This is a genomic window from Streptomyces sp. R28 (genome assembly GCF_041052385.1).
In the GTDB taxonomy this organism is placed as follows: Bacteria; Actinomycetota; Actinomycetes; order Streptomycetales; family Streptomycetaceae; genus Streptomyces.
On record NZ_CP163439.1, the window covers coordinates 10169313 to 10192796 of the forward strand.

A 23484-nucleotide genomic window follows, 5' to 3' on the forward strand; every position below is an offset into this window, starting at 1 on the left:
ATGCCACGAACCAGTCCCCTCACCGCCGTCGCCGGCCTGCCCGCCCCTGCCTCCGCCGAGGCCGCCCCCGCGCTGGCGGCAGAGGGCAGTTGGGCGCCCGCCGGTGACCTGCCGCAGTCCGGGTACTTCGCGCTGCCGGACGCCGCGGCGGTCGTGCTCGGCGAGGCGTACGGCCACCGGGTGCTGATCGCGGGCGGCGAGGACGCGGCCCGTACGGCGCAGCGCGGTGTGGCGCTCTTCGACCCGATCGAGAAGAAGTGGGAGCCGACCGGCTCGCTGTCGGTGGCCCGACGGCTGCACAGCACGACGAAACTCGCCGACGGCCGCGTCCTCGTGGTGGGCGGGCTCACCGGCCCCTTCACCCGCCCCTTCGCCCCGCTCTCTTCCGCCGAGATCTACGACCCCGGCACCAAGACTTGGAAGACCACCGGCGGAGCCCTGCACGAGGCCCGCTTCTCCCACTCCGCGATCGCGCTGGGCGACGGCCGTGTGCTCGTCACCGGAGGTCTCGCACCGCGCGACGCACTCACCGAGATGTCCCTGTCCTCCGCAGAGATCTACGACCCCGTCAAGGACGAGTGGACCCAGGTCCCGCCCATGCACGACGCCCGCAGCGGCCACCCCACGGTCGCCCTCGACCGCGGCCGGGTCCTGGTCGTGGGCGGCATGCTCGCCATCGGCCGCGGGCTCTACACCGCCCTGGCGTTCTGCGAGGTGTACGACCCCGCGGCCGGCCCCGAACGGCACCTGGACCCCGACCGGGAGCCTCCAACTGGCCCGCAAGGCCCACGAGGCGGTCCGGCTGGGCGACGGATCGGTCCTGGTCACCGGAGGGGACAGCACGGGCGCGCTGCACGACTGGACGTACAACGCCTACAGCCAGTGGGTCAGCGAGCGGTACAACCCGGCGAACGGCACCTGGAGCGAGGCCGAGTCGATGTCGGTCGGCCGTAGTCACCATCGAGCCGTCGCCCTGCGCTCCGGCAAGGTGCTGGTGATCGGCGGCACGGAGGACGCCACGTTCGACGTCGGTTACCAGAACGCCGAGATCTACGACCCGTCAGTCGGCCCGCGGGGCACCTGGACCTCGACCGGCGGCATGGTCACCGGCCGCTGGGCCGGCGTGGTGGCGGAACTCGAGGACGGCCGCGTGCTCACCGCCGGAGGGCTGATCCGTTCCGGCGCGGCGTCCCCGGACAGCGCGGACGTCGTGACCGCCGCATCCGAACTCTTCACGGCCTGACGACCGACGACGGAAGCAGAACCTACAAGGAGCAAGGGTCATGACACGTTCGAGCGCCCTGGTCGGGGGTGGGTTGCCGTCCGTCGCCGCGGGGTCGGCCGTCGGTGGCTGGACCACCGTCGGCCCGCTGCCGTCGCCGCGGCAATGGCCGTCCTCGCAAGAGAGTGCAGTGCTGCTGGACGACGGGACGGCGCTGGCCGCCGGGGGCGCGGTGGTCCGCGGCACCGGCACCGGGGAGTGCCTGCTCTTCGACCCCAAGAGCCGCAGCTGGCAGCCCACCGCAGGAATGGCACAGCCCCGGCTGCTGCACTCCCTGACCAAGCTGGAGGACGGCAAGGTCCTCGCGGTGGGCGGCATGCCGCAGACGGACAGCCTGCCGTTCACGTACCTCGCCACCGCCGAGCTCTACGACCCGGCCCGCAAGACCTGGACCTCGGCCGGAAAGCTCGCCATTCCCCGCGCCCTGCACACCGCGACCTTGCTCCCGGGCGGAAAGGTGCTGGTGGCGGGCGGCACCGGCGACCAGACCCCTGGCGTACGGCGCAACCTGCGCTCGGCCGAGGTGTACGACCCGGGCTCCCGCACCTGGACCGAGGTCGAGCCGATGACCGACGCCCGCTCGGACCACCGCGCGGTCCGGCTGACCGACGGCCGGGTGCTGCTGGTCGGCGGCTACGCGGGCGCGGACCTCTATCTGCATGTACCCCAGTCGTTCTGCGAGCTGTACGACCCGGTGACCGGCTCCTGGGCCCCGACCGGAAGCCTCCGCCTGCCCCGCGGCGGTCACCAGGCCACGCCGCTGGTCGACGGCACGGTCCTCGTCACCGGCGGATTCGCCGTCACCATGCGCCGGGCACGGATGTACTCCGCGCACAGTCTGTGGCAGACCGAGCTCTACAACCCGGGCTCCGGCCTGTGGACGCCGAGCGGCAACATGCCCACCGGCCGATCCGGCCACCGCGCGGTGCCGCTGCGCTCGGGCCGGGTCCTGGTCCTGGGCGGGACGGACGCGGCCACCAGTGACGTGGGGTACGCCGCCGCCATCGTGTACGACCCGAGGACCCGCGCCTGGACCCCAGCCGCCGGACTGGCCACCGGTCGCTTCTACTGCTCCGCGACCCTGCTGGCGACGGAACGGTGCTGGCCGCCGGGGGAACCGTACGGTCGGGCATGGCGGATCCGGTCTACGCCCGGGACCTCCTGTCCGGCACCAGCGAACTCTTCACCGAATAGGGGGAGTCGGGGGAGTGCGGTCAGTGCGGCGACAGCTGATCTCTCGCCCGCAGCACCGCATCGGTCAGCAGCCGCAGCGAGGCCGCCTCGTCCGTGATCGCACAGAGCGCGGCGACGACGGCACCGCGGCGGTCGTGTACGGGAGCCGCCACGCACCGCACGCCGTCCACGACATCGCCGTGGTCGACGGCGAACCCGGCGTCCCGGATCCGCGCCGCCTCCCGCGACCAGGACCCGGTCGTCTCGAGCACCGGCAGCCCAGGCCGCACACCCGAATTACCCGCTCCGGCGACGAGCACCTTCCCGGCGGCGGTGTTCCAGGGAAAGGTCATGCCGCTGCGCACGGGCAGGACGGCCTCCAACTCGCCGGGCGCCGTCGCGGCGGCCATCGTACGGCCCTCCTCCAGCACGAACAGAGCCGCCGTCGCCCCGGTCCGCCCGCGCCAGTTCGCGCACCGGTCTGCGGGCCGCCGCCAGCAGCCCCGGGGAGGGCTGCCAGCTCGCGCCCAGCCGGAAGATCCGCGGCCCCATCCGGAACACCCCGCCGGACCGCTCCACCGCGCCCAGCTCCACCAGCTGCTCCAAGAGCCTGCGCGCTGTGGTCTTCGGCAGACCCGCGGCGGTGGCCAAGGTGGTCAACCGCGCCTGGCCGACCTGCTCCATGGCGTCGAGCAGCGCGAACGCCCCTTCCAGCACCCCACGTCCAGCCCCCGGCGAATTGCTTGTCCCCACTGCCGAATCCTTTTCCGCGCAGCAACCCAACTAACCGGCTCATTACGGGTCAGCAAAGCACTTTGCCATACACAGGAGATAAATGAAGCTGTGCCATCTTGAAGTAGCTGGGGTCAGGGTGCGTGCTGACACCAAGTCAGGTCTCGCAGGCCGGACTGCGCTCGGTTGCGAGGCGTTTCTGCCCCTCGGGCATGGGCAGGACCGCCAGTGCGGTGTCTGCGATGTTCCGCAGCGTCTCCGGGTCCAGGCCGGCCTTGCCTACCGCCTCGATACCGCGGACCACCGTCAGCAGCAGTGCCGCCAACCGCTCCGGATCCGCCGCGCTGTCGATGTCGCCGTGGCGCTGGGCGGCGCTGATCTCCGTCCGCAGCAGGGTCAGCAGCGCATTCATGGTCTCGGCCGACCGCCTGGCGACCGTCGGATCGTGCTGGGCCAGTTCGGACGCGCCCTTGGCCAACAGGCACCCGCGGCGCTCGGTGTCGGAGGCGGGTTCTCCGCCATCAGGTGCACGTATCCCGACAGCCGGGCCAAGGCCTCTGCGTCCGGGCCACCTGCCAGCCGCCCTTCGGCCACCTCGACGACTGCGGTGCACCAGTCGCCGAACACACGGTGGAACAGCTTGCCCTTGTCGCCGAATGCGCCGTACAGGCTGCCCTTGCCGAGGCCGGTCGCCTGGGCGATGTCGTCCATCCGGGTTCCCGCATAGCCGGTCGCCCAGAACTGTTCCCGGGCCCGCTCCAGGACTTGGCGTTCGTCGAATGCGCGTGGTCTCGGCATGCTCTCAGCGTATCCATTCTTGACTGGATCGTCCATTACTGCCTACGTTATGGACGATCGATTCCATAACTGAAGGGGTTCGACATGCCAGGCGTGCTGCAGGAGAAGGTGGCCGTGATCACCGGAGGGACCAGCGGGATCGGGCTGGCCATCGCCCACCGCTTCGTCCGGGAGGGCGCACGGGTCTTCGTGACCGGCCGGGACATCGACCGCCTCGAAGCGGCAGTCAAGGAGATGGGTGCAGCGGCCACCGGCGTACGATCCGACGTCTCGGTCCTGGCCGACCTGGACACGCTCTACGCGCGAGTCCGCGAGGAGGCCGGACGCATCGACGTGCTGGTGGCCAACGCGGGTATCGTCGCGGACGCCGCGCTCGGCGCCCACACCGAGGCGAACGTCGACCGCACTCTCGCCGTCAACGTCAAGGGCACACTATTCACCGTCCAGAAGGCGCTTCCGCTGCTGGCGGAGAACGCCTCCATCCTGGTCGTCGGCTCGAGCAACAGCGTGCGGCCCAATGAGCAACTCGAGGTCTACAGCGCCTCGAAGGCGGCGGTGAGCAACCTCGTGCACAACTGGGCCCGGCAGTCACGGGAGCGCCGATTCCGGGTCAACGTGCTCAGCCCGGGACCCACGCGGACCCCTGGCCTGCTGGGCGCCGCGGGGCCGGACGTCGACCAGTTCGCCGAGGCCGTCGTGCCACTGGGGCGGCTGGCCGACGTCGAGGAAATCGCCGAGGCCGCCCTCTTCCTGGCTTCGGACGCCTCGTCGTTCGTCACCGGCGCCGAACTCTTCGCCGACGGCGGCTACACCCGGGCCTGAACGACGGTCGGTGGTGCGCATCCGGTTCCCTCGAAGCGACGGGGCGCACTCCCGGCCGCGCGCGTGCGTCGTACGAGGCCCAGTGCGCCCGAAGCGACGAGATCGTGGCCGCGGCCTCTTTGGATGACGTATCCCGTCGTCCCGCCAGGCAGTGAAGTGGTGGTGCGTCGCGCTCTTTTGTGGCTCATCGCAGTAGAGGGTGTAGTCGGGGTCTGTCGGTTTTCGAGATCGCCGACAGGGATTCAGGCTCGGCTGCACTCCTGTCCGAGCGCGACGAGACGTGCGCCGCGGAACGAGCTATGCACCCGCGTTGTCCTCCCGCAGGGAATGGATCATCCTCTGCAGGATCCGGAACGCCTCTGACTGCTCGGTCTCGGTCAGGCCGGCCAGCATTCTGGCCTCGACGGACCGGACGGCTGCGCTCGCCTTCTCAAGGCTTCGTCGGCCGCGAGGCGTGAGCCGCGTGGGAAGCACCTTCCCGACGGGTGCCTCCGCGGGCCTGGTCACGTAGCCGTCTCGTTCCAGGGCCTGGAGTAGCACGTTCATCGTCTGCCGTGTCACGAACGCGCCCCGCGCGAGCTCGGAGTTCGACAAGCCCGGTCGTTGCGCCAGCAGCTCGAGGCAGGAGTAGTGCGTCACGCTCATCCCGAGCGGCCGCAGCACTTCCTCCATGGCCGCGCGCAGCGCGCTCGACGCTTCTTTGAGCAGGTAGCCCAGTGACGTCTCCAGGTCGACGCCGACACCTTCTTGACTCATGTCAGCATTCTGACATAGGTTCATGCGTGTCAGAAAACTGACACGAAAAGAGGGAGCGTCTCACCATGCCCGCCACCGGCCCCGACTTCATCTCGCTCCAAGTGCGCGACCTCGACGCTTCGCAGGCGTTCTACGAGCAGTACCTGGGCCTCGTCCGCTCGCCGGCCGGACCTCCGCACGCCGTCGTCTTCGAGACGAAGCCGATCGCGTTCGCACTCCGCGACGTCATTCCCGGCACCGACCTCGCATCCGTCGCTCAGCCCGGCATCGGTGCCGCGATCTGGCTCCACGCCACCGACGTCCAGGCCATCCACGATGCGCTCGTCGCCGACGGTCACACCATCGTCTCCGCACCGATCGACGGCCCCTTCGGTCGGACCTTCACCTTCGCCGACCCCGACGGCTACCAGGTCACGCTCCACGACCGCGCTTGATCGACCTACGCCACCGGGTGTGGCAGGTGGTGCGGGAGATAGGCCCACTGGCAACCGGTCCGCCCCTGGTAGAGGATCGCGTTCACGATCTCCCGCATGTCGTAGGCGCCCTGAGGACCGCTGGCCGAGCGGTGCCGGTCCTTCCATGCGGTGATCACCGGCTCGATCAACGACCACTGCTCGTCCGGCCGTGGACCGGCAGAGTCCGCCTCGCCGCCACACGATGAGGCGACAGCGGACCCGCTCCAAGACTCATGAACGGCCCAGTCAGTCCCTTGGCCTCCGGTGTTGGGTTCGGGGCGGCGAAGGTGGCCGGTTCACTTGCCGACCAGGCCCATGTGGGTCTCGTTGTAGCGGTCACCGTGCACACCGAGGCGACTTGCTGTCGCGTCCAGGTCCGCCCGCTCGTCGGCGGAGAGAGCAACGTGTGTGGCGGCGGCGTTCTCCTCGACCCGCTCGATACGGCGGGTGCCGGGGATCGGGACGATCGAGGGGTGCTGGGCGAGCAGCCAGGCCAGGGCCACCTGTCCCGGGCTGGCGTTCTTTGCCTGTGCCAGGGCGGCGACGTGGTCGACCAGTGCCTGGTTGGCGGCGCGGTTGGTCTCGCTGAAGCGGGGGATCGTGGTGCGGACGTCGCCGTCGGAGAAGGAGGTGGCGGCGTCGACGGTGCCGGTGAGGAACCCCTTGCCGAGCGGGCTGAACGGCACGAAGCCGATGCCCAGTTCGGTCAGTGTCGGCAGGACCTCGGGCTCGGGGTCGCGGGTCCACAGTGAGTATTCGCTCTGTACGGCCGTCAACGGGTGGACCGCGTGGGCCCGGCGGATCGTGGACGCCGCCGCCTCGGACAGACCGAAGTGCCGCACCTTGCCCGCCTGCACCAGCTCACCGACGGCGCCTGCCACCTCTTCGATCGGCACGTCCGGGTCCACCCGGTGCTGGTAGAAGAGGTCGATCGTCTCCGTGCGCAGCCGGCGCAGCGAGGCGTCGGCGACACGCCGGATCTGCTCGGGACGGCTGTCGAGGCCGGTCGACGTGCCGTTCTCGATGCGCCAGCCGAACTTCGTCGCCGGCACGACCTGGTCCCGCACCGGAGACAGGGCCTCGCCTACGAGTTCCTCGTTCACGTAGGGGCCGTAGACCTCTGCGGTGTCGAAGAACGTGACGCCGACGTCGACGGCGGCGCGCAGCACGCCGATCATGTCCGTGCGACTGCCCGGATTGGGGCCGTAGCTCTGGGACATGCCCATGCAGCCCAGGCCGATGACCGACACCTGCAGCCCCTGTCCCAACGTACGGGTGTGCATGTCGATCTCCTCTCTCGGTACTGGCCCAAGTCGGTGGTGAGAGCCGCGAGCGGCTGGTTCATAGGCTCGTGTATCCGCCGTCGACGGGCAGCGCGACGCCGACGACGAAGCCGGCGGCGTCGCTGCACAGCCAGAGTGCGGCGGCGGCGACTTCTTCGGCTGTGCCGAGCCGTCCGATGGGCTGCTGCTTCATGATCTCGGCCATGGCTTCGGCCTGGCCTTCGAGCATGTCGGCGACCATCGGGGTGTCGATGACGCCGGGGCACACGGCGTTGATACGGATGCCCTTGGCGGCGTACTCGACCGCGGCACTCTTCGTCAGGCTGATCACCCCGTGCTTGGACGCGTGGTACGCGGCACGCTGGGGCAGACCGACCAGGCCGCCGAGGGAGGAGCAGTTGACGATCGCTCCGGAGCCCTGGGTGCGCATCTGACGCAGCTCGTGCTTCTGCGCGGCCCACACGCCGCGGAGGTTGACGGCGTTGACGTGGTCGAACTCCTCCGCGCTCTCCTCGGCGGCGTCGCACGGCGGGGCCTGGATGCCGGCGTTGTTGAAGGCCATGTCCAGGCGACCGAAGGCGCTCACCGCGCGTTCGACCATCGCGGCTGCCTGACGTTCGTCGGTGACGTCGCAGGCGACACCGAGGGCCTGGTGGCCGGCGTCGGTCAGGTCCTTGGCAGCCTTCTCGACGGCGCTCTGGTTGATGTCGGCCAGGACGACGGCGGCGCCGGCCTCGGCGAAGGCACGGGCCGCGGCCAGGCCCATCCCGGAGGCCGCACCGGTGACCAGCGCGACCTGGCCCGCGAAGTCGTACTGCGGATTCACTGCAGAATCTCTTTCGCGTAAGCGGCCGGGCCTTCACCCGGCCCGGCAGGGCGTGGACGCCGTCCGGTGGCCGGGCAACCCGATATCCACGCCCACGCACACGCCCACGCCCACGCCCAGGTACGGGCCCCGGGTTCAGGGGCGGAGGAGGACCTTGACGGCCCGCCGCTCGTCCATGGCCCGGTACCCCTCGGCCACCTCGGACAGGGGCAGTTCGAGGTCGAAGACCCTGCCCGGGTCGATACGGCCGGACAGCACACGGTTGATCAGATCGGGCAGGAACTCGCGGACCGGGGCGGGGCCGCCGCGCAGGCCGACGTGGGAGAAGAACAGTTCCTGGCCGTCGAAGGCGACGTCGTGGGGGACGCCGACGAAACCGACGTTGCCGCCGGGCCGGGTCGAGCGCAGGGCCTGCTGCATGGACTCGCTGTTGCCGACGCATTCCAGCACCCGGTCGGCGCCGACCCCGCCGGTCATCTCCTTGACGCGGGCCACGCCCTCGTCCCCGCGTTCGGCGACGATGTCGGTGGCGCCGAACTCGCGGGCCAGCTTCTGTCGGGACTCGTGCCGGGACATGGCGATGATCCGCGTCGCACCCAGTTCCTTGGCGGCGTTGACCGCGCACAGGCCCACCGCGCCGTCCCCGACCACGACGACGGTGTCACCGGACCGCACCTGTGCGGCCACGGCGGCGTACCAACCGGTGCCCATCACGTCCGAGCAGGCCAGCAGGCTCGGCACGAACTTCTCGTCAGGAACCTCGGGGGTGGCGACCAGGGTGCCGTCGGCCAGCGGCACCCGCAGCCGCTCGGCCTGGCAGCCCTCGGCGCCGACGAACTCGCGGTGCAGACAGTTGCTCTGATAGCCGTTCCGGCAGTTGGCGCAGGTGTTGTCGGAGGCGAAGAACGAGCCGACGACGAACTGTCCCGGCTTGATGGCCTTCACCTCGTCGCCGACCTCCTCGACGATGCCGACGTACTCGTGGCCGAAGGGCGTGGGTTGCTCAACCGGGTTGATGCCGCGGTAGTCCCACAGGTCCGAACCGCACACGCAGGTGGCGACGGTGCGGATGATCGCATCGGTCGCGTCGATGATCTCTTTCACAAGGTGGATACGAGGACTGCCCGGCCGGCGCCGACAGCCTTCGAAGGGCTGGTCAGCGGTCGGCGGACTTCAGTGCCGTGGCGTACTGCTCGTCGGTCACCGGCTCCAGCCAGGTGGTGCCGTCGCCGCTCTCGTCGCCGACGAGCATGGCGATGTGGGCCATGAGCGTGGTGTCGGTGGCGCCGTGCCAGTGCTCCTCACCGGCCGGGCACTTGACCGTCTCACCGGCGCTGGCCAGCGCGACATCGCCGTCGCGGGTGCCGACCAGGCCGACGCCGTCGGTGATGTAGAGGGTCTGGCCCTTGACGTGGGAGTGCCAGTTGGTGCGGGCGCCGGGGGTGAAGCGGACCAGAGCGGCGACCAGGTGGGCGGGGGCGGAGGGCGTCTCGATCGGGTTGAGGTAGACGTCGCCGGTGAAGCGCTCGGACGGGGCCTTGGCGGTGGGGGTGGAGGTGATGTGTTCCACGGCAGCTCTTCCTGGAGGGGGAGGGGGACGGTGTGCGGGCGAGGCGGAGGGGCCGGTCAGGCGGACTGCTCGTCGGCGATCTTCTTCAGCAGCGTGATCGCGGTCATGGCGTTGGGCCATCCGGCGTAGAACGCCAGATGGGTGATGGCCTCGGAGAGCTCCTCGACGCTCAGCCCGTTCTCCAGGGCCTTGCCCAGGTGGTACGGCAGCTGCTCGCTCCGGTAGAGCGCGGCCAGCACGCTCACCGTGACGAGGCTGCGATCGCGGGGGGAGAGACCGGGGCGCTCCCACACGTCGCCGAAGAGCACGTCGTCGGTGATCTCGACGAGCTTCGGCGCGACCTGTGCCAGTTCCCGGGGTGCGGACTGCTTCGCCATGCGGTGACTCCTTGCCATGATCCGAACACGTAACCGGCAGCTCCACTCTGTGGAGGGGAGGGCCTGCCCCGCAGCTGCAGCACGCTCAGCGATCTCAGCGATCTCCGCGATCTCCGCGATCTGGTCCGGGCGTCTGCCGGCTGCCTTCGGCATCGAGGAAACCGCAGGGCACAGGCGTGCGGAAGGTACTGCCGTTACAGGTACTGACAGGACCCCCCAGGCCGGGCGAGGCGTGCTTAGCCTGGTGGCATGGACACCGCCCACGACATCCGCGAGTTCCTCGCCACCCGCCGTGCGAAGATCACTCCCCAGCAGGCGGGCCTGCCCGCCTTCGGTGGCAATCGGCGTGTCCCGGGCCTGCGTCGCGAAGAGGTCGCCCTACTGGCCGGTGTCAGCATCGACTACTACGTACGCCTGGAGCGCGGCCACCTCGCCGGGGCCTCCGAGGAGGTCCTCGACGCCGTCGCGAACGCCCTTCAGCTCGACGAGGCCGAACGCTCCCACCTCTACGACCTGGCCGCGGCCCAGCGCACACGCCCTGCCCGCGGCAGCAAGAAACCGCGCGGACCCCTCCCCGCCAGCATCCAGCGTGTGCTGGACTCCATGACCGAGAGTCCGGCCTTCGTCCGCAACGGGCGCCTGGACATCCTTGCCATCAACCGGCTCGGCCGCGCCCTTTACGCGCCGCTGTTCACCTCCGGCACGCCGCGGCCGGTCAACATCGCCCGCTTCCAGTTCCTCGACCCCGCCGGCCGCGAGTTCTTCCCCGACTGGGACGCCTCGCTCAACACCACCGTCTCGCTGCTGCGCACCGAGGCAGGACGCGCCCCGCACGACGCCGAGCTCACGGGGCTGATCGGGGAGTTGGTCACCCGCAGCGACGAGTTCCGCATCGCCTGGGCCAAGCACAACGTGCGTCTGCACCACACCGGGCGCAAACCGTTCTGCCACCCCGAGATCGGCGAAATCGTCCTCGACTTCGATGCCATGGCCCTGCCCGCGCAACCCGGGCTGACCCTCACCGCGTACAGCGCGGAGCCGGGCACCGCGGCCCACGACGGATTGCGCCTGCTGTCCGCCTGGGCGGCCACCGAGGACACCCACCCTGCCGTCCGGGCTGCCGACTAGCCGCAGGACGCGCCGCTTCCACCGAGCGTCCGTACAGGGAGTCACGAGATGGCGAAGCAGGCGGCACCTCCGGAGCGGGCCGAGATCACGCCCAAGCACGTAAAGGCCATCAATGGTGTGCCCTTCGGTCAGCCAGGCGGTCGGCACCCAGGAGTCGATGACGCAGGCCATCCGCTCCGCTCGTCAACAGCTCAAGCACCTTCAGGCTGGCCAGAATCGGTGACACGCCGAGGACAGCTGACACTCGCGGCGACGCAGCCGGAAGTCCCAGGACAGGCCCGAGCGGCTTCCACCGCAAGGAGCCGCTCCTTCGGGTCAGTACAGGGCCTGTCTGTGCGGTGCTGCCCGTGCGGAGGTCACGAAGGCCGGCCGGTTCTACCTCCGTAATGGCCGCTGTCCCGACGACGCGGACCCTGCTGACCGCGGCCGGCATGTCGGTGCCCGCCGAGTCTCCAACGCCGTACAGCGAGCGGCCCATTGCCCGTGCGTGGCGGGCGAAGGCGCGGGAGCTGGTTGATCGGCTCGTGGCTGAAGGACACCTCCGGTTCGCGCATGCCGATGATGAGGAGATCGCGCAATGGCGGCGGGTCCGGGGCCGGGTAGGCGGGACGCGGTCAGCCGCGTAATCGCACGTGAGAAACCCGGCGACGTCGGCGATCAGCCCCGGGATACTGGTCGCCCATGGATGAGGTGAAAGTCGTTGTCGCCCATTCCGAGCGGGCGACCCTGCGCGTCGGTGACGTGTTCCTGAAGGTGGACGCCGATCGGGCGCGCATCGAAGTCGAGGTCGAGGCAATGGCCCTGGCGCCGGTCCCGACCCCGGAGGTCCTGTGGTGCAAGCCGCCCGTGCTCGCGATCGCCGCACTCCCGGGGACGACGCTCGGCCGCCTCGGCGGGCCGTCGACCGGGTCGCCGACGGCATGGGCCGCGGCGGGCGCCGCCATCCGGAAGTTGCACGATGCGCCGCTGCCGCCCCGGCCCGGCCAGGCCGGTCGGAGCATCATCGCGCTGGTGGCGGAACTCGACGACGAGTGCGAGCGGCTCGTGTCGAACGGCGTCCTGCCCGCGGACCTGGTCACCCGCAACCGTCAGGTCGCCGAGGCCGCGCTCCGGCCGTGGACTCCGGCGTTCACTCACGGCGACCTGCAGATCGCGCACGTCTTCGTCGACGGCGACGAGGTCACGGGCATCATCGACTGGTCCGAGGCGGGCCAGGGTGATGCCTTGTACGACCTCGCCACCTTCACGCTCGGACACGAGGAGCACCTTGACGATGTCATCGCCGGCTACGGCACTGACATCGACCTCGACGTGATCCGCGCGTGGTGGTCGTTGCGAAGCCTGCTGGTGGTTCGCTGGCTGGTCGAGCACGGTTTCGACCCGTTCGCGCCGGGTTGCGAGGTCGACGTGCTGAGATCCCGCATGTGAGGCTGCGCGGGCCCGGTACTGCTGGGTCTCCCAGCGGGTACGCAGTTGGCGGAACCAGTGCGGCGGCGCGATCGCTCCTTCCACGACCCACTGGTACACCCCCAGGCCGATCTGGAACCGACGGACCCAGCGGCTCTATGCGCGCCCACGACTCGTCGTCGATCTCCCACATCGACACTTCCGGGTGTCGAGAATGCGGCACCGGCTCCGTCCCAGGGGTACCAGTAGCCAGAACGCACTGCGCGACGAAGAAGGAGCCCCGTGACGATTCAGCGGATGGACAACGTAGGCATCGTCGTCGACGACCTGGAGGCTGCCATCGCCTTCTTCACCGAGCTCGGCATGGAGCTGGAAGGCGAAGCGCAGATCGAGGGAATCGCCGCAGACCAGATGGTCGGCCTCGACGGGGTCCGCAGCGCCATCGCGATGATGCGCACCCCCGACGGCCACGGCAAGCTGGAGCTGACGAAGTTCCACACCCCCGCGGCGATCACTGCCGGACCGCTCAACCCGCCACCCAACACTCTGGGCCTGCACCGTGTCATGTTCGCCGTCGACGACATCGACGACACGATCACCCGCCTGCGCGGCCATGGCGCCGAACTCCTCGGCGAGGTGGCCCAGTACGAGAACGTCTACCGACTCTGCAACCTCCGTGGCCCCTCGGGAATCATCGTCGCTCTGGCCGAACGGATCGGATAGGTTCTGCCTCTTTGATCAGCGTCGGTCCGGATGTCGGTTCGTGTCGCAGGCGGTGGCTGACGTGGCACCGCGCCACGTCCTGATCAAGGTCAGGGCGGCCGGGCTGAACCCGCTCGACAACGTCATAGCGGCCGGATGCATGGCCGAGAACCTCGCCCCGTATCCGCTGGTCCTGGGTCGCGACGCGGCCGGCGTCGTCGAGGCCGTCGACCATGTCGCACCGGCCAGGAGGTGTTCGGCAACATCCCGCTGGTGCCCGCCGGTCCAGGCGGGCACCCTCGCCGAGTACGCGCTGCGGCCCGCCGCCACTCTCTTCGTGAAGCCGTCCGGACGGGACTTCGCGACCGCCGCCGCGCTGCCGCTGGCCTCCGCCGCTGCTGTGGCAGCCGTCGACCAGGTCGCCCCGAGTCCGGCCGAGGTCGTCCTCGTCAACGGTGCCACTGGCGGGGTGGGGCGGTGCGCGCTCCAACTGCCCCACATGCTGGCTGCCCTCCTGGGACGTGACCGTCGTGGCCACCGGCACCGCCGCCGACGTAGAACGGCTCACCGCGCTCGGGGGGCGAGGTCCCCCTGGGCGCGGTCCGCGAGGGTGGCCGGGTCGCGACCACCACCGTGGCGCCCGACGCCGACACCCTCGCCGCCGCGGGCCTCACGGCCTGGCCTGTGTACTCGCCTGCACTCGAACATCGAGGCGATCCACCGGCTCATGTCCGGGTGTCGGGCCGTCGCGTGCTCGCCTGGCATCAGTGACCTCAGCAGTCACCGCCTGGCGGACCGGTCCGAGTGGGGTCGAGTGAACGCCAAGATCCCCCGAGGGGGGAGCGCAAAGGGTTCCGCCTGTACCGCGACAGCCGATGAGCTTTCGCGGGCCCCGGTCGGCCGGGTGGATCAGCGCAGTCCGGCGAAGAGGTCGTTCTCGGGTACGGCGGCGCCGGTGGTGTCCTGGACACGTACGAAGGTCTCCATGCCCATCAACTCGCCGAACCTCTCCTTGCCCATCCTGAGGAAGAAGATGTTCTCGCCCTGACTGGCGTGCGCGGCCAGCGCGTCGAACTTCTGGCCGCTGAAGGCGGTGGTGTCCACCCACGTGGTGATCTCGTCGTCGGGGAGGCCGATCTCGGCCAGCGCGGCGGCCTCGGCAGGATCCGGCTCCGGCATGTCCTCACCGAACTCGCGCATGATCTCGCCGAACCGCTGCATCATCGAGCGGGGCATCGTGGTCCAGTACACCTTCGGTGCCAGATCGGTCATCTCCAGCGCCGCCATCGTGATGCGGTGGGCCTGGATGTGGTCGGGGTGGCCGTAGAAGCCGTTCTCGTCGTAGGTGACGACCACATCGGGTCGGTAGTACCGCATGAGTTCCGCGAGTCGGGCCGCGCCTTCCTGCACCGGGGTCTGCCAGAAGGATCCGGGGGCGTCGTTGCTCGGCCAGCCGATCATCCCGGAGTCGGCATAGTCGAGCATCTCCAGATCGCTGATCTTCAGGACGCCACAGCTCGCCTCGAGTTCTTGACGGCGCATCAGGGCGACCGCCGCCGGATCGTGCCCGGGATCGCCCGGCTTGACACCCCCCGGTCCGTCACCGCAACCGCCGTCGGTACACGTCACGAGAACCGTACGGATGCCTTCCGCCGCGTACCGCGCGAGGACCCCTCCGGTTCCAGTGGCCTCGTCGTCGGGGTGGGCGTGTACTGCCATGAGCGTCAAAGGCCGGTCAGTCATGAAACAGTCCTCCTGCAGAAATACGTCTTGGTCCGAGTGCGCGGTGGGCGTACCGCGATCCTGGGGCCCGGAACCTGGTGGGGCGGACGACCTTGTGGTCTCCGTGTTCCCCGCCCGTGCGGCGCCGGTCCCTCGGTCGATGCAACCGTGCCGGCAGGTCCGGCTGTTCCCGGCGCGGCCGCTCGACCTTCCAGGCGTCGGTGTTCAACACGAACGAGGTACGGGCGCGACCTGCTGTCCTGTCGAAGTGCGCCCTTCTCGATAGCCCGGTCAAGATCACGGACAACTCCCAGTCGACCGTCACGTACACCTATGACACGGCGGCTGAGCCCCAGGGTCCGACGACCAGGGCGACCGACTCGGTAGCGGCCACCCGCGACAGCGACGGCACCCTGGTGTACTCCGACAGCGTCACCTCGTCGGCTTCGACCTACCACTACGACGCGGTGGGACGCCTGACCGAGGTCGGCTACCGGCGCTCCGGGCGTGGACTGCCCGACCAGCGGCGGCACCACCGTGTCCTGCAACACGAGGGGCTGCCGTGGCGTCCACGGCAGCCTCTCTTCATGGTCCGGGAGGCTCATCCGTCGGCCTCCTGATTGCCTGCTCATGCCGGCGCTTTTCGAGATCGTGGGTATCGGATGTGGTGGCGGATGCTGTCGTATGTGACCAAGTGGTCGTGGTGGTCCGTGAGTTCTACCCAGATCCGTTGTCGGTGCCGTGAACGGGCTCGTGCCGTAGGGGTCATGGTCCAGACCCGGACCAGCGCACTACGCCTCAAGGATCAGCGCATCGCGCAGCGGTCCGCCCCACTCGGCGGCCGTCTCCTCCTCGTCGTCGTCCTCGTCCGGTTCGATGAGGAGGGCGCGGAGGGCGGAGACAGGGAACACCCGGGGGGTCTCGACCGCGGGTCCCCGCGCGACGCGTGGGCTTCGGGTCCAGCCGCTCTGCGGCGACCCGGGGGCCCCGGGGAGAGCCGCGGGGTCCGCGGGGACGTAGTGCCAGGCGGCCCCGTCGTTGACGCGCCGGGCGATCTCGCCGACGTACCAGCCGGCGACCTGGACGAACGTGCTGTCCCAGGCGTCGCCGATGGCATCCGCGTCGGCGTACCGTTCGCGGATGAGTGCCTCCAGCACGTCGAGCGAGGCGGGGGAGAAGTCCCAGGTCTCCGGTGTGCCGGTCGCCTGCGCCCAGGCAGGGAAGTCCGCCTCTTGACGGGCGAGCCATGCTGCCAGTTCCGGGTGCGTCTCGGTCATGGACGCAACTGTAGGCGGCTCTGGCGGCCGCGGGCGGTCGACCGCTCCGTACGGCGCGCAAGTCCAGCAAGTTCAGCAAGTCCCGCTTGGCGCACGCGAATTGAGGATCAGGCTTCACCGCATTGGCACAACGATTGGGTCAGTCGGCCCATAGAGTGTTGTTTGGCGGTGTCATGTCACGGGGGTCGCACCGCTGCGTGAAGGGTCGGTCAGGCCCCTAGGGGGACACGCGATGAGGACGAGGAACTGGATCGCGACACGTGTGGCCGTGCTCGCGGTCGGAGTGGGGCTGCTCACCGGAGGGCTGCCCGCACTGCAGCAGGCGGCGCTGGCCACCCCCAAGTCGGGGCGGTGCTCGGAAATCTTCGGCACACCGGACAAGAACCCGGACCTCAACGACCTGCCGGGGTCGGACAAGTACCCGAACGGCTCGCCGCCCGACGAGAACCGCAGGTACACGTACCCGAACCCCAAGCGCACCGTCTCGGGTATCGACCTGCCGCCCGGCATGGACCAGGACGCACTGCTGAAGAAGTACGGCAAGAGCACCAGCGCCTCGCGAAGGACTCCCCGGAGCGGGCCTACGCCGCATGGAACCGCAATCAGCTCACAAGCAAGAGGCGCTGGAGCGACACCTTCCGGACCTGGCTGATCAAGCAGTACATCGGCAACGAGGTCGTCGGCGAGCGCGGCGACGCCTTCCACAAGAAGGTCGCCGAGGACTTCGGCATCGGTGGTTCGGAGTGGCAGTGCGAGTACAAGATCCCCGGCGGCCGGGGGCGTAAGGGTGACCTCGTCAATCCCGACCGGAAGATCCTGATCGAGGTGAAGTCGAACGGGCGCTACGAGGATGATCAGTTGAGGGAGGACAAGAAGCTGGTCGAGCAGGGCTGGGACGTGCGGTACGTCTTCGGTGAGGAGCCGAGCGAGAAGACGGTCGCCGAGCTGAAGGCGGCCGGGATCAAGGTCCATGTGCACAAGTCGGCGGCCATACCGGAGTTCACGCCGAACGAGAACACCGCCCCGAAGGATCTCGAACTCTTCAGCCCGGACGCGAAGACCGCCCCCTCCGCCGGGGACGGCGTCAACATGATCCGCGGGTCCGCCGACACCGAGGCGGGGGCACGCGCGAACCAGCAGCAACTCCAGGACGCTGAAGGCGAGTCGAGCAGCCCGGGCGGTGTGGACTTCACCACCCTCCAGCTCAGTTACGTGGGCACGTCCAAGGACGGTAAGGGCCTGGACTACTCCTTCAAGGCCGCCCAGAACCCGGACGAGGACACCAACCCCTCCTGGGGCGGCATGGCGAAGGCGCACCTCGCCTCGGACGCGTTCTTCACCTGGCTGGCGCTCACGCCGGACAAGTTCTGGGTGAACCTCAACCCCACCCAGCCGGACCAGATCATGGACAGCACGTTCGCGAAGACCGACGCGGGGCGCGTGCTGCTCGAAGCCGACCTCACGATGAAGCACGACTTCGCGAAGACGGTGAACCCCAAGACCCGGCTGGGCGCCCGTTTCTGGAACGCCCTCAGCCTCGTCGGCGGCCAGCCGTGCATGCCGGTGATCCGGAACTGGATCGTGCCGAACACCGCCAAGGTCCGTGAGCAGGACGGTGGCATCTACATCCTCGACGCCCCTCTGAAGGTCAACTCGGTGCCGTACGAGGGCACCATCCCCGGCGACCAGTGCCGCAAGACGACGGAGCAGCGCGAGCACGACCAGCGGCTCGTGGACACGATGATCCGCCCGGTGGTCGAGAAGCGGGTCAACACCGCGCCGGAGTACGCCGATCTGCGCCGCGTCTACGCCAGCCGGGTCGCCGCGGAGTGGGTCGCGCAGCAGGATGAGGTGAAGCCGGGCCCTTACCACGACATCATCCGCAGCGACGACGTCTCCCGCTGGCCGCTGCGCTCCGACAAGAACTGGTCGGAGCAGGACACTTATCAGCGCTACCTGAAGTCGTTCAAGCAGGGCGACTACACGTTCGAGCGCCGGTCCGGCAATTGGATCTACACGTACTCCGTCGGCGGCGTCGACTTCTCCAAGTCGCCGAAACAGGACATCGGCAGGGCCCAGTTCGCGAAGGAGGAGCCGGGGCTGCCGGGCACGGCCGCCAACTCCCGTGCCCAGGTGACCAATTACCGTGACACCGGCACCACCTGGCTGGGTGGCAGCACCTCCGAGGCATCGGCGTTCGGCCAGGACCTCCTCTCGTCGTCGTCCGCCACGAGCAGGGCCCAGGGCGGCGGAGCCGGCGCCTTCAGCGCCACGACAGCCTTCTTCACCTTGCTGGCCGCGGGCCTGGCAGTGATGACCGGGGCCGCGGGGTGGCGGAGCCGACGACGGCGCCGGGCGGTGCTACGGCGATACTGATCCGCTCCGCATCCGGGCTGGGTCAGAGGCCGTCAGCAGTGCGGGTACGCGATCTGGTGCCAGGGCTTCGGCTGGGACCCTACCGTGCTGGTCGACAGGGGCCCGATGATCGAATCCCTCGATGCAGTTCTCTATGCCGTCGCCGACCCGAACCAGCCGTTCGTCCTGTCGTTTGGTCGAGGCGGGGGGGGAGGTAAAGGTGTTTGCGGATAACGGCCCGGCGCTGGCCGACCGGCCCCAGCGAAGGAGCCAAGGCTGCCGTAGAGCGACGGTGGGCCGGATCCCGAGCGGGCCGAACTCGTCGAACGCGAAGACCCGGGCGGGAGAGCGGTGAAGCACTTCCTCGAGTCTCTGTGTGTGCGCTCAACGCTGCTGTCCCGTCGCCGGGGCTGGGTGGCTGTTCGCGGCCCGAGCGTCGGTCGTCTCCCTCTGTGCCACCAGGTCCCGAGAGGCGATGCGGTCCATGTGGCGTGCGAACACGGCCTGGGCATCAGGGTTCATGCGGGCCAACGCGACCATGCCGGTGACGATGACGTCGCAGATCTCGGCTTCGACGTCGTCCCAAGTATGCGAGTGCCCTTTGCGAGGGTTCTGCCCCATGGCTCCGATCACCGCCTCGGCGACCTCGCCCGCCTCCTCCTGGATCTTGAGGAGCTGGAGCAGGATGCGTTGCTCGCGAGGAAGGGTCGAGTGGTCTTCCAACAGGCAGGCAAGGTGGGCGATCGTCTTCCACGTATCAGTCACGCGCGTCTCGCTTCTGTGAGGAGAGAGAACTCTGTGCCGGTGTGCTCATCGGTCTTGGGCCAGAGCGACGAGCTCGGCAAACAAGCCACCGGAGCCGACCAGGTCCTCGTACTGGCCGTGCTCGATGACTCGACCTTTGTCCATGACGAGGATGCGGTCGGCGAGGCGGGTGTTCTCTGAGGGTTGTCCCCCGGCTGTGGTGTGACGTCGTACAAGTCCTTCTCGTTGAGGAGGTTGCGACGGTTCTCAGGGGGTGTCGCTCTGCGGTGGATCGTTGCGATCAACTCGTGGAGCAGAGGTAGATCGGTACGTGCATTCCCTGTACAGCTGCCATCAAGCATCCGGTATTGGACCGTGGTGGACGATGAATTGGGTGCGGCGGAGGAAGCTGACCGCTTCCTCCGGGAGCTGAGGTTGGCCCGGGGGCGGGCAGAGACGACGACGAAGGCGTACGCCGAGGCCGTCGTGCTGTTCCTGACCTGGTGCGCGAACTCCAGGTCACCCAGGAGCGGGCATGAACACCACACCCAGGTCCTGCGCCGCCTCGCCCTCGCCCAGAGCCGGCCCGACGTCCTGTTCGCGATACTTCGCGTCGGCACCTTCTACGAACTCAGGACAGCGCTGGTCACGTGACCGGCGGCTCTGCCAGCAACACGACCTGGTCGGCTTCGATGTCGAACCCGAGCGCTGGACGGCTCCCGTCACCACCCTCGGAATCCATCAGCACTGGCCTGCCCAGCCGCCGCCCGAGCGCCTCCAGGAACTGGCAGACATCAAGTCGCGCCTGTCCCTGAAGCTCCCTCGGGTCGACGTCGAAGTCGATCTCTTCCGCGGATGTCGGCGTACGAGGTTCTCTCCCCAGATGTGTACGGGCGAACGTCCCCAGCTGTTAGGCCACTTGGTTCTCGCGCTCGCTGGAGTGTGCAGCGGTCAGCGAGCAGGGCTTCGGGGAGTACCTGTCGCTCGCGCCGCCGGCGCCGGAGGTCCAGGTGGGCGGCCGGTCGGTGCTGCTGATCCCGGCCCGCGCCGCCGGTATCGACCCCGACGTGCTGCCGCAGGACTATCAGCGGCTGGTGGCCATCGTGCGGGAGGCGGCCGGGCCGGTCACGGTCCGGGCGGTCGGCGAGGTGCTCGGCCTGCCGGTCGAGGTGCGGGGCAAGCTGGAGCCGCTGCGGGCGAAGCTGAACCGGCTGGCCGACCATTTCCATAAACTATGAATATAAAAATGCTATGCTTCGAGCATGAGTCGTCAAGACACCGCTCCTGGCGCGTCCGCCGCCATCGGGGCAGCCCTCTACGGCCTGGCCACCAGGGCCGCGAGACGCCTGCCCCGGGACATGAGCCTGACGTCCGCCGCCACCCTGGCCACCCTGGACCGGACCGGCCCGCGGCGCATCACCGATCTGGCCGCGGTCGAGGGCGTCACCCAGCCCGCGATGACCGCCCTGGTCCGGGTGATGGAGGAGTCCGGCCTGGTCGAGCGGCGGGGCGACGCGTCCGACAAGCGGGTCACGCTGGTGTGCCTGACCGAGGCCGGCGCCTCCTATGTCCGGACGCGGCGCCAGGCGGGCGTCCACGCGTTCGAGCGGTTGATCGGCGAGCTCACCGGCGACGAGGTCGAGGCGCTGGTGGCGGCCCTTCCGGCGCTGAAGCATCTGGCGGAGCTCGAAAGCCAGGACCGCGAAGGGCCGAAGCAGTGACCGGGCAGCCGACCGGCGGGGAGGCGGTGAAGGCGTTCTTGGTGGTGCGTTCCGAGGCGCGGCTGCTGGTCCCCGCCCTGATGTTCATCGCTCTGGTCGTGGCGGCGGTCGCCAGCCTCGGGACGCCCCTCATCACCAGCGTGGCGACCTCGTTCCAGGTCTCGCTCGGCAGCGCGCAGTGGACGCTGACCGTCGCGCTGCTCAGCGGCGCCGTCGCCACGCCGGTCCTGGGCCGGCTCGGAGCCGGCCCGCACCGGCGGGCCACGGTCCTCGCCACGTTGGCGGTCGTCGTCGCCGGCGGCGCGCTCACCGTGCTGCCGCTGCCGTTCGCGTGGCTGCTGGCCGGCAGGGCGGCCCAGGGCGTCGGGCTCGGGCTGACGGCGCTGATGATGGGCGTGGCCCGGGACCACCTCCCCGAGGAGCGCAGCGCGGCCGTGATCGCCCTGATCTCGGTGGTCTCGATCATCGGGGCCGGCGTCGGCTACCCGCTGGCCGCACTGCTCGCCGAGCTCGGCGGCCTGCGGGCCGCCTACGGCCTCGGCCTGGTCGTCACCGCCGCCGCCCTCCTGACCGCGTGGCGCTCCATGCCCGAAGCCCCCGGAGGCCGCTTTGCCCACGTGGACGTGGCAGGCGCGGTCGTCCTGGCCGCTGCGCTGCTCCTGGTGCTGTTCCTCGCCGGCGAACGGAATCTGTGGAGCCGGCACCTCACCGTGGCGGCGGGCCTCGCCGTCGTCGCGGTGGTGCTGCTCTGCGTCTGGGCCGTCATCGAGCTGCGCAGCACGACGCCCCTGGTCGATGTGCGGGCGGTGCGGCACCCGGCGGTCGCCTGGGCGAACCTCGCCATGTTCGTCGGCGGGATCGGCATGTCCCTCCTGCTCACGCTCATCACCCGGTACGCGCAGACGCCGCACGGCGCCGCCTACGGCTTCGGGCTGACGACCTTCGTCGCCGGGCTGGTCCTCATCCCGTTCTCGGTGCTGGGGTTCGTCGCCGGCAAGCTCACGCCGCGGGTCCGGACGCGGATCGCCGACCCCCTGCTCCTGGCCGGCAGCGCCGTCGTGGTCGGCGGCGGGTTCGCCCTGTTCGCGGCGGCCCGGTCGGACCTGGCTGAACTGTTCGCGGCGATGGGCGTGCTCGGCTTCGGCGTCGGCGGCTTCTCGGCCGCGATGCCCGGCGTCATCCTGGCCGTCACCCCCAAGAGCGAGACGTCGAGCGCCATGAGCTTCAACTACGTCGTCCGCAGCGTCGGGTACTCCCTGGGCAGCGCCATCGGCGGCCTGATCCTCGCCGCGGGCACCGGCCCCGGCCACCTCTTCCCCGACGACAGCGCCTACACCACCGCGGCGCTGGTCGGCATCGGCGCCATGGCGATCACGACGCTGACAAGCCTCGCTCTCGCCCTCCGACGCTCGTCCGAGACCAACCCGTAAGTCAGATGCACTCATCCCAACACTGGAGGTTCCATGCCCAAGGGCTACTGGGTCAGCGTCTACCGCACCATTTCAGACCCTGAGAAGCTGGCTGCTTACAACAAGCTGGCCCGTCAGGCCGTCCAGCCCTGGGGCGGCCGGACCTTCGTCCGTGGCGGTCGGGTCGTGGCGTATGACGCCGGAATCGCCGAGCGCACCGTCCTGGTCGAGTTCGACAGCTTCGAGCAGGCCGTCGCGGCGCGCGAGAGTGCGGCCTACCAGGAGGCACTGGTCGCCCTCTCCGACGGCGTCGAGCGCGACTTCCGCATCGTCGAAGGCATCGACTGACCGAGGTCCAGTCGGATCTTCACTGAAGATCCATCATCTTGGTTTTCGCTGGTGCGGCTGCTGGTGTGGCGGGGGTCGTGGGTGCTCGTGCTGGTCGTGGGCGGCTGTCTTCGGTCTTGATCGTCTGTCAGCGGTCGAGTTCGAGGTTCGTCAGGACGAGCAGGGCGCGGAGCAGGTTGGTGGCGCGGGCGGGGCTCGTGCGGAGTTTGGTGAGGATGCGCCAGGTCTTCAGGTGCGCGAAGCCGTGCTCGACGGGGGCGCGGCCGGCGGCTTTCAGGTGCTCGACGATGTGGTCGTGGCGGGCGGCGGTGATGTCGTGGGTGCGCCCGGGCCTCGCGGCTGAGATCCAGATCAGGCGTCCGCGTTCGTCGGTGAGCGCGAGGAAGTGCGGGCCGTGGCGCTTGTGCTTCCCCGAATAGTTCTTGCGGTTGTCCTTGCCAGTGTGGCGGCGGGTGGGGATGAGGGTGCCGTCGATCAGCACGGCCTCCCCGCCGCGTCTGGCGACCTTGGCCAGGGCGCGGTCCAGGCGCGGTGCCCCGGCTGTCGGCGGAAGAGAAGCGGAAGATCATCAGCACATCGGCAGAAGGCCAGGCCGCA

General features: G+C 69.5%; 28 protein-coding genes and 3 pseudogenes. 16 read left to right on the forward strand and 15 right to left on the reverse strand.

Going from position 1 to position 23484, the window contains the following annotated elements; translation table 11 throughout:
- From AB5J49_RS44285 to AB5J49_RS44295, 3 genes are read left to right on the forward strand one after another with little or no spacing between them, the layout of a single operon-like run.
- Positions 1-954: a Kelch repeat-containing protein gene (locus AB5J49_RS44285; RefSeq protein ID WP_369174522.1), complete on the forward strand. Its 954-nt coding sequence runs from the start codon at positions 1-3 to the stop codon at positions 952-954.
- A complete protein-coding gene (locus AB5J49_RS44290) occupies positions 938-1243 on the forward strand; it encodes a hypothetical protein (RefSeq protein WP_369174523.1) in 306 nt (101 codons plus the stop codon). The genes AB5J49_RS44285 and AB5J49_RS44290 overlap by 17 nt, the downstream gene beginning before the upstream one ends.
- 40 nt (positions 1244-1283) lie before the next feature.
- Positions 1284-2573, forward strand: coding sequence for a Kelch repeat-containing protein (locus tag AB5J49_RS44295; RefSeq protein WP_369174524.1), 1290 nt, complete (start codon positions 1284-1286; stop codon positions 2571-2573).
- On the opposite strand, the gene AB5J49_RS44300 is transcribed toward AB5J49_RS44295, so the two are convergent.
- The 3 genes and pseudogenes from AB5J49_RS44300 to AB5J49_RS44310 all read right to left on the reverse strand — a co-directional run bounded on the left by AB5J49_RS44300 (position 2497) and on the right by AB5J49_RS44310 (position 3985).
- A complete protein-coding gene (locus AB5J49_RS44300) occupies positions 2497-2865 on the reverse strand; it encodes an IclR family transcriptional regulator C-terminal domain-containing protein (protein WP_369174525.1) in 369 nt (122 codons plus the stop codon). The genes AB5J49_RS44295 and AB5J49_RS44300 overlap by 77 nt on opposite strands.
- Entirely contained in the window at positions 2753-3139 is a 387-nt protein-coding gene (locus AB5J49_RS44305) for a helix-turn-helix domain-containing protein (protein ID WP_369175456.1), read from the reverse strand. The genes AB5J49_RS44300 and AB5J49_RS44305 overlap by 113 nt, the downstream gene beginning before the upstream one ends.
- 205 nt (positions 3140-3344) lie before the next feature.
- Positions 3345-3985 (reverse strand): annotated as a pseudogene (locus tag AB5J49_RS44310) (TetR/AcrR family transcriptional regulator).
- Positions 3986-4069: 84 nt separating this feature from the next.
- Between AB5J49_RS44310 and AB5J49_RS44315 the strand changes: the two are divergent.
- Complete coding sequence (locus AB5J49_RS44315; protein WP_369174526.1) at positions 4070-4807, forward strand: SDR family NAD(P)-dependent oxidoreductase; 738 nt, start codon at positions 4070-4072, stop codon at positions 4805-4807.
- 297 nt (positions 4808-5104) lie between these two features.
- Here the strand turns inward: AB5J49_RS44315 and AB5J49_RS44320 are convergent, their stop codons facing one another.
- The gene (locus tag AB5J49_RS44320) at positions 5105-5563 is read right to left on the reverse strand and encodes a MarR family winged helix-turn-helix transcriptional regulator (RefSeq protein ID WP_369174527.1); all 459 of its coding nucleotides are present in this window, start codon (positions 5561-5563) and stop codon (positions 5105-5107) included.
- Positions 5564-5628: 65 nt separating this feature from the next.
- Between AB5J49_RS44320 and AB5J49_RS44325 the strand changes: the two genes are divergently transcribed.
- Entirely contained in the window at positions 5629-5997 is a 369-nt protein-coding gene (locus AB5J49_RS44325; RefSeq protein ID WP_168512773.1) for a VOC family protein, read from the forward strand.
- A gap of 20 nt (positions 5998-6017) precedes the next feature.
- On the opposite strand, the pseudogene AB5J49_RS44330 reads toward AB5J49_RS44325, so the two are convergent.
- From AB5J49_RS44330 to AB5J49_RS44355, 6 genes and pseudogenes are all read right to left on the reverse strand, one after another.
- Positions 6018-6182 (reverse strand): annotated as a pseudogene (locus tag AB5J49_RS44330) (transposase); the annotation flags it as partial.
- A gap of 132 nt (positions 6183-6314) precedes the next feature.
- A complete protein-coding gene (locus AB5J49_RS44335; RefSeq protein WP_369174528.1) occupies positions 6315-7301 on the reverse strand; it encodes an aldo/keto reductase in 987 nt (328 codons plus the stop codon).
- A 58-nt stretch (positions 7302-7359) separates the two neighbouring features.
- Positions 7360-8127: a glucose 1-dehydrogenase gene (locus tag AB5J49_RS44340; RefSeq protein ID WP_369174529.1), complete on the reverse strand. Its 768-nt coding sequence runs from the start codon at positions 8125-8127 to the stop codon at positions 7360-7362.
- Between the two features lie 135 nt (positions 8128-8262).
- The gene (locus AB5J49_RS44345) at positions 8263-9231 is read right to left on the reverse strand and encodes a zinc-dependent alcohol dehydrogenase family protein (protein ID WP_369174530.1); all 969 of its coding nucleotides are present in this window, start codon (positions 9229-9231) and stop codon (positions 8263-8265) included.
- Positions 9232-9283: 52 nt separating this feature from the next.
- Positions 9284-9697, reverse strand: a complete 414-nt coding sequence (locus tag AB5J49_RS44350; protein ID WP_369174531.1) for a cupin domain-containing protein — start codon at positions 9695-9697, stop codon at positions 9284-9286.
- A gap of 56 nt (positions 9698-9753) precedes the next feature.
- Positions 9754-10074 (reverse strand): carboxymuconolactone decarboxylase family protein, encoded by a 321-nt coding sequence (locus AB5J49_RS44355; protein WP_369174532.1) that lies wholly within the window; start codon positions 10072-10074, stop codon positions 9754-9756.
- A gap of 249 nt (positions 10075-10323) precedes the next feature.
- On the opposite strand from AB5J49_RS44355, the gene AB5J49_RS44360 reads away from it, so the two are divergent.
- The 3 genes from AB5J49_RS44360 (at position 10324) to AB5J49_RS44370 (ending at position 13332) form a co-directional block, all read left to right on the forward strand.
- Complete coding sequence (locus AB5J49_RS44360) at positions 10324-11202, forward strand: helix-turn-helix domain-containing protein (RefSeq protein ID WP_369174533.1); 879 nt, start codon at positions 10324-10326, stop codon at positions 11200-11202.
- A 681-nt stretch (positions 11203-11883) separates the two neighbouring features.
- Positions 11884-12630, forward strand: coding sequence for a phosphotransferase family protein (locus AB5J49_RS44365; protein WP_369174534.1), 747 nt, complete (start codon positions 11884-11886; stop codon positions 12628-12630).
- A gap of 261 nt (positions 12631-12891) precedes the next feature.
- Positions 12892-13332 (forward strand): VOC family protein, encoded by a 441-nt coding sequence (locus AB5J49_RS44370; RefSeq protein ID WP_369174535.1) that lies wholly within the window; start codon positions 12892-12894, stop codon positions 13330-13332.
- Positions 13333-14220: 888 nt separating this feature from the next.
- Here AB5J49_RS44370 and AB5J49_RS44375 read toward each other — a convergent pair.
- A complete protein-coding gene (locus AB5J49_RS44375; RefSeq protein WP_369174536.1) occupies positions 14221-15054 on the reverse strand; it encodes a PIG-L family deacetylase in 834 nt (277 codons plus the stop codon).
- Between the two features lie 200 nt (positions 15055-15254).
- On the opposite strand from AB5J49_RS44375, the gene AB5J49_RS44380 reads away from it, so the two are divergent.
- Positions 15255-15653, forward strand: coding sequence for a hypothetical protein (locus AB5J49_RS44380; protein ID WP_369174537.1), 399 nt, complete (start codon positions 15255-15257; stop codon positions 15651-15653).
- Between the two features lie 171 nt (positions 15654-15824).
- Here AB5J49_RS44380 and AB5J49_RS44385 read toward each other — a convergent pair whose 3' ends face one another.
- Entirely contained in the window at positions 15825-16310 is a 486-nt protein-coding gene (locus AB5J49_RS44385) for a hypothetical protein (RefSeq protein WP_369174538.1), read from the reverse strand.
- 351 nt (positions 16311-16661) lie between these two features.
- On the opposite strand from AB5J49_RS44385, the gene AB5J49_RS44390 reads away from it, so the two are divergent.
- Positions 16662-18686, forward strand: coding sequence for a hypothetical protein (locus AB5J49_RS44390; protein ID WP_369174539.1), 2025 nt, complete (start codon positions 16662-16664; stop codon positions 18684-18686).
- 363 nt (positions 18687-19049) lie between these two features.
- Here the strand turns inward: AB5J49_RS44390 and AB5J49_RS44395 are convergent, their stop codons facing one another.
- Positions 19050-19409, reverse strand: a complete 360-nt coding sequence (locus AB5J49_RS44395; RefSeq protein ID WP_369175457.1) for a MazG-like family protein — start codon at positions 19407-19409, stop codon at positions 19050-19052.
- A 75-nt stretch (positions 19410-19484) separates the two neighbouring features.
- Between AB5J49_RS44395 and AB5J49_RS44400 the strand changes: the two genes are divergently transcribed.
- Positions 19485-19610, forward strand: a complete 126-nt coding sequence (locus tag AB5J49_RS44400; protein ID WP_369174540.1) for a hypothetical protein — start codon at positions 19485-19487, stop codon at positions 19608-19610.
- Positions 19611-19787: 177 nt separating this feature from the next.
- Positions 19788-20063 (forward strand): hypothetical protein, encoded by a 276-nt coding sequence (locus tag AB5J49_RS44405; RefSeq protein WP_369174541.1) that lies wholly within the window; start codon positions 19788-19790, stop codon positions 20061-20063.
- On the opposite strand, the pseudogene AB5J49_RS44410 reads toward AB5J49_RS44405, so the two are convergent.
- Positions 20056-20265: pseudogene (locus AB5J49_RS44410) on the reverse strand (hypothetical protein); the annotation flags it as partial. The gene AB5J49_RS44405 and the pseudogene AB5J49_RS44410 overlap by 8 nt on opposite strands.
- Positions 20266-20434: 169 nt before the next feature.
- Here AB5J49_RS44410 and AB5J49_RS44415 point away from each other — a divergent pair.
- The 4 genes from AB5J49_RS44415 to AB5J49_RS44430 all read left to right on the forward strand — a co-directional run bounded on the left by AB5J49_RS44415 (position 20435) and on the right by AB5J49_RS44430 (position 22887).
- On the forward strand, positions 20435-20647 hold the full coding sequence (locus AB5J49_RS44415) for a hypothetical protein (RefSeq protein WP_369174542.1): 213 nt from the start codon (positions 20435-20437) through the stop codon (positions 20645-20647).
- A 120-nt stretch (positions 20648-20767) separates the two neighbouring features.
- Complete coding sequence (locus AB5J49_RS44420; protein ID WP_014173936.1) at positions 20768-21130, forward strand: MarR family winged helix-turn-helix transcriptional regulator; 363 nt, start codon at positions 20768-20770, stop codon at positions 21128-21130.
- Complete coding sequence (locus AB5J49_RS44425) at positions 21127-22560, forward strand: MFS transporter (RefSeq protein ID WP_369174543.1); 1434 nt, start codon at positions 21127-21129, stop codon at positions 22558-22560. The genes AB5J49_RS44420 and AB5J49_RS44425 overlap by 4 nt, the downstream gene beginning before the upstream one ends.
- Before the next feature lie 33 nt (positions 22561-22593).
- Entirely contained in the window at positions 22594-22887 is a 294-nt protein-coding gene (locus AB5J49_RS44430) for a DUF1330 domain-containing protein (RefSeq protein ID WP_209212490.1), read from the forward strand.
- A 127-nt stretch (positions 22888-23014) separates the two neighbouring features.
- Here the strand turns inward: AB5J49_RS44430 and AB5J49_RS44435 are convergent, their stop codons facing one another.
- Positions 23015-23368 carry a transposase family protein gene (locus AB5J49_RS44435; protein ID WP_369174544.1) on the reverse strand — a complete coding sequence of 118 codons (354 nt, stop codon included), beginning with the start codon at positions 23366-23368 and terminating at the stop codon, positions 23015-23017.
- Positions 23369-23484 lie beyond the last annotated feature (116 nt).